The organism is Hymenobacter sp. (assembly GCF_036387835.1).
Taxonomy (GTDB): Bacteria; Bacteroidota; Bacteroidia; order Cytophagales; family Hymenobacteraceae; genus Hymenobacter.
The window spans coordinates 35,996-51,709 of sequence record NZ_DASVSY010000011.1; the positions used below are offsets into that span (position 1 = coordinate 35,996).

The 15,714-nt window shown below is 57.3% G+C and carries 14 protein-coding genes and 1 tRNA gene; 9 read left to right on the forward strand and 6 right to left on the reverse strand.

Going from position 1 to position 15,714, the window contains the following annotated elements:
- Nucleotides 1-27 precede the first annotated feature (27 nt).
- Nucleotides 28-228, forward strand: a complete 201-nt coding sequence (locus VF639_RS02420) for a hypothetical protein (RefSeq protein ID WP_331144287.1) — start codon at nucleotides 28-30, stop codon at nucleotides 226-228.
- 160 nt (nucleotides 229-388) lie between these two features.
- Here the strand turns inward: VF639_RS02420 and VF639_RS02425 are convergent, their stop codons facing one another.
- From VF639_RS02425 to VF639_RS02440, 4 genes are all read right to left on the reverse strand, one after another.
- Complete coding sequence (locus tag VF639_RS02425) at nucleotides 389-1,687, reverse strand: site-specific integrase (RefSeq protein WP_331144288.1); 1,299 nt, start codon at nucleotides 1,685-1,687, stop codon at nucleotides 389-391.
- A 158-nt stretch (nucleotides 1,688-1,845) separates the two neighbouring features.
- Nucleotides 1,846-1,919: transfer RNA gene (locus tag VF639_RS02430), tRNA-Arg, on the reverse strand.
- A gap of 121 nt (nucleotides 1,920-2,040) precedes the next feature.
- Nucleotides 2,041-2,754 carry a TVP38/TMEM64 family protein gene (locus VF639_RS02435; RefSeq protein ID WP_331144289.1) on the reverse strand — a complete coding sequence of 238 codons (714 nt, stop codon included), beginning with the start codon at nucleotides 2,752-2,754 and terminating at the stop codon, nucleotides 2,041-2,043.
- Nucleotides 2,755-2,924: 170 nt separating this feature from the next.
- Nucleotides 2,925-3,320 (reverse strand): DUF2167 domain-containing protein, encoded by a 396-nt coding sequence (locus VF639_RS02440; protein ID WP_331144290.1) that lies wholly within the window; start codon nucleotides 3,318-3,320, stop codon nucleotides 2,925-2,927.
- Between the two features lie 217 nt (nucleotides 3,321-3,537).
- On the opposite strand from VF639_RS02440, the gene VF639_RS02445 reads away from it, so the two are divergent.
- The 6 genes from VF639_RS02445 to VF639_RS02470 all read left to right on the forward strand — a co-directional run bounded on the left by VF639_RS02445 (nucleotide 3,538) and on the right by VF639_RS02470 (nucleotide 10,489).
- Entirely contained in the window at nucleotides 3,538-4,677 is a 1,140-nt protein-coding gene (locus tag VF639_RS02445; RefSeq protein WP_331144291.1) for a cystathionine gamma-synthase, read from the forward strand.
- A 117-nt stretch (nucleotides 4,678-4,794) separates the two neighbouring features.
- The gene (locus VF639_RS02450; RefSeq protein WP_331144292.1) at nucleotides 4,795-5,538 is read left to right on the forward strand and encodes a hypothetical protein; all 744 of its coding nucleotides are present in this window, start codon (nucleotides 4,795-4,797) and stop codon (nucleotides 5,536-5,538) included.
- Nucleotides 5,539-5,644: 106 nt separating this feature from the next.
- Nucleotides 5,645-6,352 (forward strand): SGNH/GDSL hydrolase family protein, encoded by a 708-nt coding sequence (locus VF639_RS02455; protein ID WP_331144293.1) that lies wholly within the window; start codon nucleotides 5,645-5,647, stop codon nucleotides 6,350-6,352.
- Nucleotides 6,353-6,445: 93 nt separating this feature from the next.
- Nucleotides 6,446-7,426 (forward strand): MBL fold metallo-hydrolase, encoded by a 981-nt coding sequence (locus VF639_RS02460; RefSeq protein WP_331144294.1) that lies wholly within the window; start codon nucleotides 6,446-6,448, stop codon nucleotides 7,424-7,426.
- Between the two features lie 190 nt (nucleotides 7,427-7,616).
- A complete protein-coding gene (locus VF639_RS02465; protein ID WP_331144295.1) occupies nucleotides 7,617-9,683 on the forward strand; it encodes a TonB-dependent receptor in 2,067 nt (688 codons plus the stop codon).
- Between the two features lie 38 nt (nucleotides 9,684-9,721).
- Entirely contained in the window at nucleotides 9,722-10,489 is a 768-nt protein-coding gene (locus VF639_RS02470; protein ID WP_331144296.1) for a porin family protein, read from the forward strand.
- Nucleotides 10,490-10,591: 102 nt separating this feature from the next.
- Here VF639_RS02470 and VF639_RS02475 read toward each other — a convergent pair whose 3' ends face one another.
- Nucleotides 10,592-11,539 (reverse strand): hypothetical protein, encoded by a 948-nt coding sequence (locus tag VF639_RS02475; protein ID WP_331144297.1) that lies wholly within the window; start codon nucleotides 11,537-11,539, stop codon nucleotides 10,592-10,594.
- 720 nt (nucleotides 11,540-12,259) lie between these two features.
- Entirely contained in the window at nucleotides 12,260-13,276 is a 1,017-nt protein-coding gene (locus tag VF639_RS02480; RefSeq protein ID WP_331144298.1) for an OmpA family protein, read from the reverse strand.
- A 420-nt stretch (nucleotides 13,277-13,696) separates the two neighbouring features.
- Here VF639_RS02480 and accD point away from each other — a divergent pair, with 420 nt between their 5' ends.
- Nucleotides 13,697-14,587 (forward strand): acetyl-CoA carboxylase, carboxyltransferase subunit beta, encoded by an 891-nt coding sequence (accD, locus tag VF639_RS02485; protein ID WP_331144299.1) that lies wholly within the window; start codon nucleotides 13,697-13,699, stop codon nucleotides 14,585-14,587.
- A gap of 197 nt (nucleotides 14,588-14,784) precedes the next feature.
- Nucleotides 14,785-15,525, forward strand: a complete 741-nt coding sequence (locus VF639_RS02490; protein WP_331144300.1) for a YiaD family glycine zipper/OmpA-like lipoprotein — start codon at nucleotides 14,785-14,787, stop codon at nucleotides 15,523-15,525.
- Nucleotides 15,526-15,714 lie beyond the last annotated feature (189 nt).

A 15,714-nucleotide genomic window follows, 5' to 3' on the forward strand; every position in this document is an offset into this window, starting at 1 on the left:
TAACCCTGTTTGCGCCCATCCATCCCTATGCCACGCATCTGCATCTATCCAAAAGACGTGGCCCAACTCACCGGCCGCAGCTACGACGCCGCCAAGCGCCTGGTCCGCCGCGCCCGCCAAGCCGCCGGCAAGCCGGCCGGGGCCCTGGTCACGGTGCAGGACTTCTGCCAGCTCACCGGCCTCGATGAGGCCGAGGTTTCCCGTGCCCTCAATCCAAGGTCCGCGTAGCAGCCGGCCCAGGCTTCCCCATAGCTCGCCCGTACCTAAACCCAGGGTAAGCCCTACCTGCCACGTGCCGCCCTCATTAGCTGCCGCCCATAGAGACGCCCGACCCGGAGCAAGCTCCAGCCGGGCGTTTCACTATTAACCCACTTGTCAGCTTGCCCCTCTAAGCGGCCAGCAGCACTTGGCAAACTTCCGGCACGGCGGCAATGGCGGCCACTGCCTCCCCGTCCCAAATGCGCCGCATCTCTTGATGCTGGAAGTCTTCAATAATCTTGGCGTAAATCATGGTCGTCTGAATCCGGGTATGCCCCATGACCTTCTGCAGTACCTCCATTGCCATGCCCCGCAGCAGGCTTTGCGTCGCAAACGTGTGGCGCGCCGTGTGCATCGTCACCAGCTCATGCTTGGGTACTTGCCGCTTCACCACCTCACCCAATTCTGTCGTCACTACTTCTATCATCTCTCGCAGCCCCGCCAGTTCACTAATCTTCTTTAGATTTCGATTCATCACCTGGTTGGCCATTACCGGCATCAGCCGCTGACCCGTGTCCCGGTACTTGTCCAATAACGCCGAGGCCGCAGCCGTCAGGTAGATGCTCACCGACGTGCGCGTTTTGGTTTGCGTCAGCCGCAGCACCCGCGCCCCACTCCATTCGTGCAAATTTCCTTCGCGCAACTCAGCTAAGTCCGAGTAGCGCAGTCCCGTATAGCAGCAAAACAGAAAGGCGTCCCGCGTCCGCACCAGCCCCGCCGGCAACGCAGCCGCTTCCAATAGTTTGAGGTCCGAAGCCAGCAAATACACCTTGTCCACGTCCACCCACGCCGCTTTCAACTGCCGCACTTTCAGGGCCAGCGTCAGCCCCCGGTCCTCCCCAAGGTAGGCCAGCAGGGCCTTGATGTGCTTGACGACTTTCCAAATGGAGTTTTGGGCTAGCTTCTTTTCATTCCGCAGAAAGCCTAAAAGCCGGTCGTGCATGGCCACGTCATAGGCCGCCAACGTCAGCTTACGCTTTAGCTTCCCCTCGAATTGCTCCATCAGGTTGCGCGTAGTTTTTACGCCCTTCAATGTGCTGGCCCGCCGCCCCCGCGCTGCCAGGGCCAGACGGTATTCATCAAACAACTCTATCAGCGGCAGCACTGGCACCGCTTTGGGCTTCTCAACGGGGGCGGGAGGGGCCAGCGCCGCTTTCAGGTCTTCCGGCGTGGGCTCAATACCCGAAGTGCGCAGCTGCCGGTAAGCTGCCTGAACCCGCGCCGCCAAGCTGTCCAGGTATTCGTTGGCTTCCTGAAAGCCCGGCTTGGAGCGCCGAAACTTCTGTTTATCGGTCTGCCACTCCGAGGCCAGGCATTTTTCACGAGTCACTAAGCGCAGGCGCTGTCCGTCGAAATAGGCCCGCAGGTGAATGGTGCAGCGCCCGGCTGCGTCCGGCCGGTCAGTGCGGCGTTCAAATTGTACCGTCATGGGGGTTGGAATTGGGGGTGTGGTTGGGGGCGCATTTGGGGGTTTAGATAAGTTGAAACCAGGTAGTAAAGTGGGTCCGGGCCAAATGCAAAAACCCCAGAAAACCGCTTCAGTTACCTGATTAGCGACTTTCCGGGGTTTCCGGGGGTAATTAACTGTGGTCGTGTAAGGAGTCGAACCTTAAACCTTCTGATTCGTAGTCAGATGCTCTATCCAATTGAGCTACACAACCTTTTCCCTTTGCGGAGCACAAAGATAGTAGCTTAAATTTTAGTTGGGCAAGCTTGGCGCCGCATTTAAGTTGAAATTCTTTCTGTTTAGGATGCAAGCCACTGAAAGTCAGTTTTAAATTTTTATAGCTCTTTCTCAGTCCGGCCGTTTAAAGCCCGTTTGAGGGCCCGGTTAAACAAAAAGTACAGCCCAAACAAGGACACAGCCACCAGCCCAATGACAAGTAGTTTACCCGCCGTGCCGGTATCGGGGTCTTTCAGGAGGGAGAATACGTCCTGCGCTTTGGTGCCGAGCCAGTAAAAAAACAAGCTGCGCGGCAGCATACCCACCACCGAGGCCAGCAGAAAACGGCGGCGGTCTACGCGCATTACGGCCAGCACGAACGTCATCAGGGCGAAGGGCAGCACCGGCGAAATGCGCGTCAGGATGATGAGCTGCCAGCTGTCGTGTTTTAGTTCGCGCATCACGGCGTCGGCTTTAGGAAAGTGGTGCAGAAACTGCAGCATCTTGCCGTGGTCGAGGGAGGCGGCTACCTGGTAGCCCACTAGCGCGGCCAGCGCGTAAGCCAGCACCATGCCCGGCAAGCCAGCCCAACCGAGGTAGAAACCGGTGACCAAGGCTACAAACGTGGTAGGCGTGATGGCAAACGCCATGGTGAAGGCAATGAGGCTGAAGTACAGCAGGCTTTGGCCGAACGTGAGGTGCTCTAGCAAGGCCTGGTTGCGGTAAAGCACATAGCTGAGCGAAGAACTCCCTACCACCGGCAGGGCCACCAGCAGAAACATAGACAATAAGGTGGAAGCATTCTTCTGAAAAAGCTCGCGGATGAAAGCCATAGGCATTGAAAACAAACGGGCCGGCTCTGTGCGGCCGGCCCGAAGGTAAGAACGTAATAACGGCGCGGAAGGCTGTGCTTCCGATGGGAGCCGCTTACTCGTCGGCCGTTTTGCCACCGAAGAAACGGCGAATAGCAGTCCAGCCAGTGGCTACTACTGCCGCAATAATCTCATTTCCTTAGCAGATCGTCGTAGTCGATGTCGGCCGCATCCTTGTCTTCCACGTAACCCGAGGGGTCGAATTCAATGTCGAAAGCCCAGTTATTGTCGTCGAGCGGCCCCCGATCAGCCGGGAACAGCATGCCCAGCGACTCGCTCTTGGGGTTGCCCCAAAGCTCAGTCAGCACGTACTTGCTTTGGCGGGCATCGAGGTAGCGAAAACCCTTCGGCACATTGATGGAACCCAGATTGTCGGGGAAGGTAATGTGGCCGGTTTGGTACTTGAGGGTCGCTTGTACAGAGTCGATGTAGGCCTGTTCACGGTCTACGGAGTCGGCGGGAGCAGGGGCGGCAAGCAGGGAAAGATGTGCACCCACAAAGGCGAATAGGAGTAGAAGTTTTTTCAAGCAGAATGAATAGTAAAAAGTAAATGAAAATTTACCGGCAAGGTAGAAACATACCCTGTAAGGTGCACGATGAGCTTATCTACTTTCTGAAAAATAAATCGCTCGGCACAGAGCTATTTGCTGGCGGTGCCTGTTGTAAGGGCCGCGTGGGAAAGACCCGCGTATTTCTACCTTTGCCGCTCCTAGTACTTACCTCCCTAGCCTCGTAAGATCCCACATGAAATTCGGAACCAAAGCCATTCATGCCGGCGTGCATCCTGACCCCGAAACCGGGGCCATCATGACGCCTATCTATCAGACCTCGACCTATGTGCAACGCTCGCCCGGCGACCACAAAGGCTACGAGTATTCGCGCACCCACAACCCGACCCGCACGCAGCTCCAAAACGCAGTGGCCGCGCTGGAAAACGGCAAGCATGGCCTGGCCTTTGCCTCGGGTATGGCCGCCATCGACGCCATTGTGAAGCTACTGCAGCCCGGCGACGAGGTAATCAGCACCAACGACCTGTACGGTGGGTCTTACCGTATCTTCACCAAGGTATTCGCTAACTACGGCATCAAGTTCCATTTCGTGCCCATGCACGATATGACGGCCGTAGAAGCGGCCGTGACCGAGCGCACCCGGTTGATCTGGGTGGAAACGCCTACCAACCCGCTGCTCAACGTGATTGATATTGCGGCGGCTTCGGCGGTAGCCAAGAAGGCCGGCGCGCTGCTGGTGGTAGACAACACCTTCTCGACGCCTTACCTGCAAACCCCGCTGGACCTCGGCGCCGACATGGTGATGCACTCGCTCACCAAGTACATGGGCGGCCACTCCGATGTGGTGATGGGCGCCATTGTGGTGCAGGACGACGAGCTGCACGAGCGGCTGCGCTTCCTGCAAAATGCCTGCGGCGGCACGCCCGGCCCTCAGGACTGCTTCCTGGTGCTGCGCGGCCTCAAAACCCTGCACATCCGGATGCAGCGCCACTGCGAAAACGGCCGCGCCGTGGCTGAATACCTCAAGACGCACCCCAAAGTGGAAAAAGTGTTCTGGCCCGGCTTCCCCGACCATCCCAACCACGAAGCCGCTGCCCGCCAGATGCGCGACTTTGGGGGCATGATTTCCTTTGTGCTGAAAGGCGACAAGATGGAAGATGCCGTAGCCGTGCTCGAAAAACTGGAACTCTTCACGCTGGCCGAAAGCCTTGGCGGCGTCGAAAGCCTCTCGGGTCACCCCGCCAGCATGACGCACGCCAGCATTCCGGCCGAAGAGCGCCGTAAGGCCGGCCTTTCCGACTCGCTGATTCGCTTGAGCGTGGGTATCGAGGATATCGAAGATTTGCTGGAGGATTTGCGGCAGGCTATCGGTTAATCAAATGCGGCACGCACAGCTGAAATAATGAGGTGCTGGCAATGCAACCTTTTACAAGCGCAGGCTCTCCTCCAGGAGAGCCTGCGCTTGTGTCGGGCTATTTGTATTCTCCTGTTTATGAAGCAAACTATACTGTTTTCATTATTAGTGGGTCTGGCGGGACCTGTGGCTGCGCAGCACACAGAGTATAGTGGCCGGGCCGGCCTCGGGTTGTTTTGGTTTGGTGGCCATGGCGCGGAAGCGGTTTCCAGTGTCAGCTACTACGCCGACAATCTGGGTACGGGGCCTAATGGCTCCATCTCTAATCCTTATGGCCGGAAAGTAGGCACAGGATTCACGCTAGGCGGGCGGATGCAGCACGTTAGCCAGGGCAATGGCCTAACCACTTTGGATATCGGCTACGACCGGATGCGCAGCCGGGCAGCAGTCAAGCAAGTGGATTACTCACCTAGCCCGTATAGTAGTGCCTACATAGGCACATATACAGCTGATGGCACCACTAACCTGGTCACTCAAAATCTGACGGTGTTCCTGGGTGCAGGGCATCGCTTCCAAGTAGGAGCGGTGAACCTGGATCTGCTGGCCGGGCCGGAAGCGGCATATGTTTTTGGCATGAAAAATAAGGGCAGCGGCAGCTTCGACTATAATAATGGCACCCCCTGGAAGGTAAACCAAGAATCCTATAAAGAAAACCGGGGTGACTTTCGCTTGCATGCCGAGATAACGGCCTGGTACCAGCGGGTTGGCATAACGGCTGGCTATGCGCACGGCTTGGTTAGTTATCGAGGCGGCCAGTATGGGAATAATGAATCTGTGTACTCCCGTACGTTGCGTCTGGGAATGATTTACCGGGTGCAGTAGAAAGCAGGGCTTTCCTGCCTGGCCAGAACAACCCATACGTTGCTGGGGCGTTGCCAATCTGAGTGACGTGAGGTGGCGTATATGCGGTTTCTAAACCTGGCATCTTATGATTGTGCGCGTAGTATTGCTTTCCCTGTTGTGGCTTGCTGGCAGTTGTGTGAAGCCAGCCAACGACCCGCAGCCCTACACGCCACCCCCAACCGGGCCTACTACCAGTACCACCAGTACCTTTCTCTCGCTCGGCGACTCCTACACCATTGGGGAAGGCGTGCCGGAAATGGACCGATGGAGCGTGCAGCTAGCGCAATTAGCGAGGCCCGAAGGCCTTGCCACGCCCGACATCATTGCCCGCACCGGCTGGACGACCACAGACCTGCAAAGTGCCATTCAGTCATCGGGGAATCAGAAGACGTATAGCCTGGTATCCTTGTTGATCGGGGTCAACAACCAGTACCGCGGGCTGCCGGTGGCCAACTACCGGCAAGAGTTTCGGGAGTTGCTGCGAACTGCTATTCGGTTTGCGGGCAATCGGCAGAACAAGGTGATGGTGCTGTCTATTCCCGATTGGGGCCGGTCGCCGTACGGACAAGGCTACGACCAAGCGCAGATTAGCCGGGAAATCGACCAGTTCAACAACGTAGCGCAGGACGAATGCCGACAGGCGGGTATTGCCTTTGTTGATATCACGCCGTTCACCCGTTCGGCCGCTGGCGATGCGACGCAGTTTGCCAGCGACCGACTGCATTACTCTGGCAAGCACATGCAGCAGTGGGCGCAGCAGGCCTTGCCGGTAGCGCGGGGGCTGTTGAAATAAGGTCCGCAGACGACCATTTTGTGTGGATTAGGTTAAAGTAAACGGCGGCTTCAGGCGTTTGTGTAAGGTAATAGCTCATCCTTGGCCTTGCGCATGAAAACTCCTTCCCGCTTCGACGGCAAAAGATACTCGAACACCGTGCCCACCAGTATGTCCGCGGACTATGGGTTGATGCTGCGGCGGCAACTCCTTGGCAAACAAGAGCGGGTGCCGCGCCGGCCGCTGGGGCCGTTTCGGGCCGATGCGGTCCTCTTGGCCGAGCCCGTACCAGCCGAGGCATTGCGCGTGACGTGGTTTGGCCATTCCAGCACACTGCTTGAGCTTGATGGCAAGCGGTTTCTTACCGACCCGGTCTGGCGGTTGCGGGCCTCGCCGGTGGCACTAGGGCCGAAGCGGTTTTTTGCGCCGCCGCTGCCCCTAACCGATTTGCCGACTCTGGATGGGGTTATTCTTTCCCACGACCACTACGACCACCTCGATAAAGACGCTATTCGGGAGCTAGCTAAAACGGGTGTGCCGTTTTTCTGCCCATTAGGAGTAGGAGGGCACTTGCGCCGGTGGGGAGTGGCTGGCAGTCAGGTTCACGAGCTAAACTGGTGGCAGGAAATTGCGGTTGGTCAAGGGCATACGCTGATTGCCACGCCGGCCCGGCATTTCTCCGGCCGTAGCCTCACCCGCAACGATACGTTATGGGCGTCTTGGTGCATTCTTGGCCCTAAGCATCGCGCTTTCTTTGGGGGCGACTCGGGGCCTTTTGAAACGGGTTTCCGGGAAATAGGGGCTGCTTACGGGCCTTTCAACCTGGTGATGCTGGAAATCGGGGCCTATGACGAGCAGTGGGCCGCCATTCACATGGGCCCCGACGAGGCGCTGGTAGCACACCAAGCCCTGGGCGGCGGGGCGTTGCTGCCTTTGCATTGGGCCACCTTCAACCTGGCTTTCCATGGTTGGCACGAGCCAGCCGACTGGTTGGTGGCCGCTGCAAGCCCCGAGGTGCCGCTGTTGCTGCCCGCCCCCGGCCAGCGCATTAACATTGCCGACGGGCCGCTGCCGACGCAGTGGTGGCATGAGTAGCATTACAGGAAGCAGGCGAAGCTGGTTAGCTGATGAATTGAAGGCGTTAGATTTAGCGGTATTAAGATTCTGTGGTTACTTTAGACAAAATCCTAAGCTCCGAGAAGTGAGATGATGTTGAACCAAGCGGCTTGAGGAGGTCTTTCACCTGCATTTCCGATCCTTTTCTTTAATCCTTACTACCGTTCGTATGCGTAAAAAGCTATTCCTGTTTCTAGGGTTTTTCCTGTTGGTGTTCCTGCCCGGCATTGCCCAGAACATCACCGTTTCCGGTCGCGTGACCGGATCGGGCGGCGCCCAACCCGGCGTGACGGTGCTGCAACAAGGCACCACCAATGGCACCTCCACCGACGGCGAAGGCCGCTACCGTATTGAAGTGCCCGGTACGGCTACCTTGGTGTTTTCCGCCGTGGGCTCGGCCAGTCAGCAAGTACCCGTAAACGGCCGCACCAGCATCGACGTGCGCCTCGCCGATGCCGCCACCGACCTAAACGAAGTGGTGGTAACCGGTTCGCGCGCCACCGAAGGCCGCTCCAACATTCTCACTACCTCGCCGGTCGATGTTATTTCGGCGCGCGAAATCAAGGCCTTCGCCCAAACCGACGTCTCCCAGATTATGACGTACGTTGCGCCCTCGTTTCAATCGTCGCGGCAGTCTATTTCCGATGGTACCGACCACGTCGATCCGGCGTCGTTGCGGGGCCTCGGGCCTGATCAGGTGCTGGTGCTCGTGAATGGGAAGCGCCGGCACAGCTCGGCCCTTGTCAACATCAACGGCACGGTGGGCCGCGGCTCGGTCGGCACCGACTTAAACGTTATTCCCAATGCTTCCATCAAGCGTATTGAAGTGCTGCGCGATGGCGCGGCGGCTCAGTACGGCTCCGATGCTATTGCGGGCGTCATCAACATTCAACTCAAAGACGACACCACTGGCATTCAGGCTACCAGCACCGTAGGCGAAACCTACGAGGGCGACGGCCGCCTCTACCAGGCCGACGCCAACGTGGGCATAGGCTTGGCTGGCCGTGGTTTCGTAGACTTGAGCGGGCAGTTCAGCAACCGGGGCTACACCAACCGCTCGGGCGTCGATACGGCCCCGCTTATTTACTTGGGCGGCAACAGCGGCAACTACCCCGGTGGTACCGCCGCCGACACCGAGGAGGAGCGTCGGGCACTGAAGGCGCAGGATGATTTGCTGGTAGCGCAGAACGGCTATGACCGGCGAAATCTGCGCGTGGGCCAATCGGAGTCGCGCAACATTGGAGGCTTCCTGAATGCGGGCTACAAGCTGCTGCCGGCCATTGGGCTGGAAGCGTATATCACGGCGGGCGCCACGCACCGGACCGGCAAGGCTGCCGGCTTCTACCGCCTGCCCAACCAGGTCACGCAGATCGATCTGAACCTGTACCCGAACGGCTTTTTGCCCTTCATCAACACCCGCATCGACGACCAATCAATTATTGCTGGCCTGCGTGCCAGGGCTGCTGGTTTCGATGTGGATCTAAGCAACACCTTCGGCCGCAACGCCATCCGCTTCGATATCAGCAACACGCTCAATGCTTCGTTGGTGGGCTACTCGCCTACGGATTTCTATGCGGGCACCATTGCTTTCCGGCAGAACACCACCAACCTGAACTTCTCGCGTCACTTCACGGATGTGGCGGCGCTAAGTACGCTCAACGTAGCTTTCGGCGGCGAGTATCGCCACGACAACTACCAGATTGGCGCTGGCGACCCAGGCTCCTATATCAGTGGCGGTCGCCGCGTGAATGTCACTCCAACTTCGACTGGTACGCCGGCCGCAGCCGGGGCGCAAGTTTTTCCAGGCTATCAGCCCTCCGACGAGCTGGACCGTTCACGCAGCAACGTGGCTGGGTACCTCGACCTGGAAAGCGACGTGACCGAGAAGCTGCTGATTGGCGCGGCCGGTCGCGCCGAGCGCTACAGCGACTTTGGCTCCAACATCAGCGGTAAGCTCTCGGCTCGCTACAGCATTCTGGAAGAGCTGGCGGTACGGGGCACGGTGGGCAACGGCTTCCGGGCGCCTTCGTTGCAGCAGCGCTATTTCACTAATACCAGCACGCAGTTTGTGAACGGCGAACCTCGCCAAATTCTGACCGTTAACAACGACGACCCCATTGTGCGCAACGAGTTTACGAGCGCGCAGCCGGGCTTCGGTATCGAGAAGCTTAAGCAGGAAAAGTCCACCACTTTGGGCTCGGTCTCACGGCCCGGCTGCCGGGCACGGCCACGCTAACCGTTGATGCCTACCAGATCAATATTCAGGACAGAATTGTGCTGAGTACCCAGTTTGCGCGCACCGACAGCCCCAATAGCCCCGATCCGTCGGCCAGCCCCATCAACGCCATTTTGGGCGCCCGGGCCGTGAACAGCGTGCAGTTTTTCGCCAACGCCGTTGATACCCGCACTCGTGGTATCGACATAGTAGCCAACCAGCGGTTTCCTCTGGGCGCTACTGGCACACTGGGCCTGACGGTGGCAGCCAATTTCAACCAAACTAAGGTAACCGGGTTGAACACCAGCTCGAGTACCATCAACAACACGCCTTCGTTGCAAACCGCCCTGTTCGACCGGCAGCAGCGTGGCCGCCTCGAAACGGCGCAGCCCCGCAGCAAAATCAACCTTACCGCCAACTACGCCGTGGGTATTTTCGGGGTGGAAGTGCGCACAGTGCAGTTTGGGAAGGTGGAATACCGGGACGCCCGCCTCGGCAGCCCCGCCGGCAACCCCAACTTCCTGTACTCGTCCATCGACCAGACCTTCCGGGCCAAGTGGGTGACCGACCTGACGGTGAGTGTGCAGCTGCTCAAGGAAATCGGGCTGACTTTCGGAGCCAACAACATCTTCAACGTGTACCCCGACAAGTACAAAATCAACCCCCGCAACAACGCCACCAACTTCTCGGTCGATCCGCTGCTGAGCTACAACTCCACCCTCGACAACACCAACCGCGGCCGGACTCTCTATAATCCCAACCAGTTCGGCTACAACGGCGGCTTCTACTTCGCCCGCCTGAGCCTGACTTTGCCTACTACCAAATAGAGGCTAGCTGTTTTGCAAAGCAAAAAGGCCGACTCCCACGTGGGAGTCGGCCTTTTTACTTTGCAAAACAGGTGACGAGCCTTATAAGGAAAGGCTATTTGCTTACTGACGAATCAAACGGCAGACATAGCCACCACTAACAGGCCGGGCAAAATAGGTGCCCGCCGCTACAGCAGTGCCGGGCAGCCATTCTACGCTGCCATCGGGGTGGCTTTTGAGCGTCGCAACTAAGCGGCCCAAATTGTCGGTAATGGTTACGGTTTGGGCTGCAGCCGTGGGAAGCTTGAACTGCACCCGGTCGTGGAAGGGTAGAGGGTAAGCTGAGAGCACCTGCGGACGGCCGCCGTGCGTGGCCAAAATTCGATTGGATACCAGGAAGGTGATGGTGCGTACCTCGAACCCGTTTAGTGGGCAATTGTCATCGGCTACCGTTACGGCTACTGTGTAGCGGCCGAGCGGGAGAGTAGCAGGTACTTGCCAAGTAAGAACTCCTTGGTTGGGGCCCTGCACTTGAAAGGAGGCACCCGGAACAACCGCTGCTACATCACTGCTCAACTGTAAAGCCTGGCCTGCATCTGGGTCGGTGGCCGTGAGTGTTAAGGATACCGATTGACCGGGCCGCACAACCACGGCTTGTTCTACGGGCTGAGCGGCCGCGGCACCGGTCACTTGCAGGCTGCTGATGGTAGGATTGCGGTTGGTGCCGGGGTTGAGCACTACGTATGGAATGTCACGAGTTACCTGCCCAATCAGGGTCCAGGTGCCATTGAGGCGGCGATACTCATCTATTCGCACCGCTACTGAATAGTCTCCTACCTGCCCAACTGGCGCAGTAAGCAGCTCTCCATTTGTAGCATTCAAAGCATATTGCGGTACGGCCACACTATTAACCGCCTGAAACGACAAGATTGGAAAACTAGCACTGAACTGTCCGGCCGGGTAAGCTACCAATTGGCCATTGCCAGGATCTTGAAATTGGCCGCTCTGATACGTAGAATAAGCAATGGGAAACCCACATGTTTGCCCGCTAGTAGCTTGGGGAGCTGCCATGGGTTGCACAGCACGGTATACCAGTGAATCTCCATCGGGCTCGAAAGCGCTGAAGCTATACCGATAAGGCTGTCCAGCCGATAAAGGCTGAGGTAAGATGAAGGAGTTAAATCGAGGGGAAGAGTTATTCGGACCGTTAGAATTATCTAAGAAAGCGCTCAGATAGATGGAATTGCTTGATGAGCCTACAAGATTATTATTAAACGAGCGGTTTTCTAGTAGCGTACTAAGCGTCCATTGACCCGGCGGCAACGTGACAACAGTTTCATATTCGCCGATCAGGTAAAGCTGGGTACCGGCACAACCTAAACGCCGGGAAGACGGCCTAACCCGGTTAAGCTGCATCGACATACTGCCCGGACCCGTGGCGGAGCAGCCATTGAGCGCACAGATAAGTTGAATTGTAGGTTGGCTCGGTACACCGATATTTGGGTCGCGGGTGTAGATTCGAGCCAGGACTTGATACTGCGAAGCAGATCCGTTGATGTAGGTGTATGACAGCTCGCCCCCTAGAACGTGCGTAGCATCAGCAGGTAGCCAGGTTCCTAGCCAAAGGATTACGGCAAGTAGTGAACGGAAGAGTAAAGAGGTACGCATAAGCTTGAGTAGGATATAGAGTGGCAGAACTACGACTTCACACCTAAATGACCACGGCCAACCGTAAAAGGTTGGCCGTGAATTTCATATAATAAAAATATATGTGCTGAACCGGCACCCGATTTATTTTTCGGCTGCTGGCGTCGTGGAGTTGCTGTCCAGAATCTTGAGCAGTTCGTTGAGCTTGGGCGTCAGAATGATTTCGGTGCGGCGGTTCAGCGCCTTGTTGGCGGGCGTGTCGTTGGCGGCTACCGGCACGTACTGTGAGCGGCCCGAAGCCGTGACGCGGGCCGCCGGAATACCGCCCGTGGTGAGCAGGCGGGCAATTTCGGTGGCGCGCAGCACGCTTAGGTCCCAGTTGTCTTGCATGGCGGCGGTGGGGCGGCTGAAGGGTACGTTGTCGGTGTGGCCTTCTACTACTACGTTTACATCGGGCTGCGCTTTGAGGGCCACGGCTAGTTGCTTGAGGGCCTCCTGGCCTTTGGGGTCAACCTTGGTAGAGCCGGTTTTGAAGAGAAGCTGCTCGGAGAGCGAAACGTATACTTTGCCGTCCTTCATCTTCACCTGCAAGTCGGTGCCCTGGAAGCCGCGCAGGGCGTTGGCCACGCTGGCCCGCAGGCCGTTCACGGCTTTGTCTTTTTCAGCCAGGGCCTTTTCCAGCTCAGCCAGGCGGGCTTCGCGCGTTTGCAAGTCGGCGTTCAGCTTGTCGATGGCGGCGCGGTTTTTCTTCAGGGAAGTATCCAACTCACCGAGTTCGGCTTCGCGGCGGGCTAAGTCCTGGGCCACTTTGTTGTAGTCCGTTGATTTGTCGGCCAAGGCCCGGTCGCTGTTTTTGAGCAGCTTGTCGTAGCTGTCGGTGAGCTGAGTGTAGAGCTGGCGGGTGCGGCGCAGGGCGTTGCCGGTTTGGGTGGAGTCGTCGGTGAGGCGCTTGTTGTCGAGGCGCATCTGGTTGAGTTCATCGGTGGTCTTTTTAAGCTCGGTTACGGCTTGGCGCTGTTGGCGCTCGGCCTCGGCTTTGCCTTGTTCAGTGGAAGCCTGGCGCGCCTTCAGGTCGTCGTAGCGCTTGGAGGGCACGCAGCTTGGTAGGAGGAAGGCAGTGGTTAGCGCCAAGGCTAGTAGAGTAGTAGAAGAATTTTTCACAGAAAAGACTGAGGTGAAAATCGAAGTTTGATAGGTGGCGTACAACAAGGAAATTTTCCGGCGGCAAGGTACTCAGCGGCTGGCTGATGTCGCAACGTAGCCCGACAATCAACCGGGTTTCAGGTTATATTTGATCTTGTTTTGCCGCGGCCGTATTCTTCTTATTCCTTGTGCCTGCCACCGCCAACCTTGAGGCCGCCGCTCGGGCCCTGCCAAAGCCCGAGTGCGTAACTAGGAGGCGTAGCTGGATGATGCCCTTATGTTGCCCCACACGTAACAGTGGAAAGTATCCGGTAGTAAGGAGTGAGGTACTACTAATTAGTTCCTGCATCTTTGCCCCCTGAACCCGGCATTTGCCAAGTGCAGTGCTCGGGGCCCAATAATTGTCTTACCACTCAGTACCCATACTCAACACCAAAAATGTCTTGGTTTAAGCGCGTAGAGAAAGGTATCGTCACGCCAACGGAAGAGAAGAAGGAGACGCCGGACGGCTTGTGGCACAAGTGTCCCGAGTGCAAAACGGTGGCTACTATGGCCGAGCACAAGCGCCTGCTCTATACCTGCGGCAATTGTAACCACCACGAGCGGATTGATGCGGCCGAATATTTCGAGCTGCTTTTCGATGGCGGCCTGTTCACCGAACTGGACGCCGATATGCACTCCGCTGACCCCCTGCATTTCGTGGACACCAAGGCGTATCCGCAGCGCCTGACGGCCACCGAAAAAGTAACCGGCCTCACCGACGCCGTGCGCACCGGCCACGGCCAGCTCAACGGTCTGGAACTGGTGGTAGCCGCCATGGATTTCCGCTTTATTGGGGGCTCTATGGGCTCCGTAGTAGGCGAGAAGATTGCCCGCGCCATCGATTATGCCCGCCAGCATCGTTTGCCGTTCCTCATGATTTCACGCTCCGGCGGGGCCCGCATGATGGAAGCCGGCTTCTCGCTGATGCAGATGGCCAAAACTTCGGCCAAACTGGCGTTGCTGTCCGAAGCCGGCCTGCCCTATATTTCCTTGCTCACCGACCCCACTACTGGCGGCGTTACGGCGTCGTTTGCCATGCTCGGTGATTTCAATATTGCCGAGCCGGGCGCTCTTATTGGTTTTGCCGGCCCGCGGGTTATCAAGGAAACCATCGGAAAAGACTTGCCCAAAGGCTTCCAAAGCGCCGAATTCGTGCTGGAACACGGCTTCCTCGATTTTATTGTCGACCGCAAAGAGTTGAAGGCGCGGCTCACTAATCTGCTCACTATGTTGCGTTCAACTGAGGTAGCAGTCAAGCCAAGTACTAAATCGGCGCAGCAGGTATAAAAAGCCGGCACGCTTCTTGGAAAGACCTGCCTGACGCGCAATGGAGTGCATCAGGCAGGTTTGCTTTTTTAGGGCTGGTATAAGCTTCATTCACCTTAAAGCAAGTCTCCGCTTTTACAAACATTTTTCCAGCAAGTACAGTAAGCACGCTCAATACTCTACTCACACCCTCTTACCATTCCACCAAGTTCACTTCGATGAAAACTCCTAAATCACTTTTGTCTTTATTTATGGCGCTGACGCTGCTTCTTGGCTCGTGCGCTACCACTCGCAACCCCAACATTCCCGATGCTCCAACCGGCAACGGCACTGGCCCTCGCAAGACGGGCATGAGCAAAACGGCTAAAGGCGGTCTGTTCGGCGCTGGTGGCGGTGCCGTAGTGGGCGGCGTATTAGGCCGCGTAATCGGGGGCAAAAATGGCACGGCCGCTGGCGCTATCATTGGTGCTGCGGTAGGTGGTTCGGGCGGTGCTCTGATCGGTCGCAAGATGGACAAGCAAGCCGAAGAATTGCAGCGTGATATGCAGAACGCCCGAGTGGAGCGGGTAGGCGAAGGCATCAAAATTACCTTCGACTCCGGCATCCTCTTCGATACCAACAGCTCAACCCTGCGCCCTGCTTCGCAGTCGGAAATCCAGAAAATGGCTACCGTTCTTCAGAAGTACCCCGACACCAACGTTCTTGTGGAAGGCCACACCGACAACAGCGGTTCTGATGCCATCAACAACCCCCTCTCGCAGCGTCGGGCCCAAGCCGTAGCTGATTACACGCAGCAGCAGGGCGTAGATGCTTCGCGCATCACCACGCAAGGCTATGGCTCGTCGCAGCCCATTGCTGACAACACAACCGAAGCCGGCAAGCAAGCCAACCGTCGCGTAGAAATTGCCATCTATGCCAACGAGAAAATGAAGAAGGCTGCCGAGAAAGGCACACTGTAACTCTCTCCTTATAGTTCTGGAGTAAAAAGGCCGCACTCTTAGTGCGGCCTTTTTAGTTGCTGATAATACGCCGTTGTGGCAGGGTGAAATGGCCTTAGTAGGACTCTAGTTCAATGAAATAGTGAGGCTGCGAAGCCCTCAGTCAATTCATGAGCCCACCTCCCGGGCAGGTGCTAATAGCTATTCTAT

Bases quoted from the DNA above. Each gene is read 5' to 3' on its own strand.
- VF639_RS02420 (WP_331144287.1), top strand. From the start codon at position 28: ATGCCACGCATCTGCATCTATCCAAAAGACGTGGCCCAACTCACCGGC.
- VF639_RS02425 (WP_331144288.1), bottom strand. From the start codon at position 1,687: ATGACGGTACAATTTGAACGCCGCACTGACCGGCCGGACGCAGCCGGG.
- VF639_RS02435 (WP_331144289.1), bottom strand. From the start codon at position 2,754: ATGGCTTTCATCCGCGAGCTTTTTCAGAAGAATGCTTCCACCTTATTG.
- VF639_RS02445 (WP_331144291.1), top strand. From the start codon at position 3,538: ATGAAATTCGGAACCAAAGCCATTCATGCCGGCGTGCATCCTGACCCC.
- VF639_RS02450 (WP_331144292.1), top strand. From the start codon at position 4,795: ATGAAGCAAACTATACTGTTTTCATTATTAGTGGGTCTGGCGGGACCT.
- VF639_RS02455 (WP_331144293.1), top strand. From the start codon at position 5,645: ATGATTGTGCGCGTAGTATTGCTTTCCCTGTTGTGGCTTGCTGGCAGT.
- VF639_RS02460 (WP_331144294.1), top strand. From the start codon at position 6,446: ATGAAAACTCCTTCCCGCTTCGACGGCAAAAGATACTCGAACACCGTG.
- VF639_RS02465 (WP_331144295.1), top strand. From the start codon at position 7,617: ATGCGTAAAAAGCTATTCCTGTTTCTAGGGTTTTTCCTGTTGGTGTTC.
- VF639_RS02475 (WP_331144297.1), bottom strand. From the start codon at position 11,539: ATGGCAGCTCCCCAAGCTACTAGCGGGCAAACATGTGGGTTTCCCATT.
- accD (WP_331144299.1), top strand. From the start codon at position 13,697: ATGTCTTGGTTTAAGCGCGTAGAGAAAGGTATCGTCACGCCAACGGAA.
- VF639_RS02490 (WP_331144300.1), top strand. From the start codon at position 14,785: ATGAAAACTCCTAAATCACTTTTGTCTTTATTTATGGCGCTGACGCTG.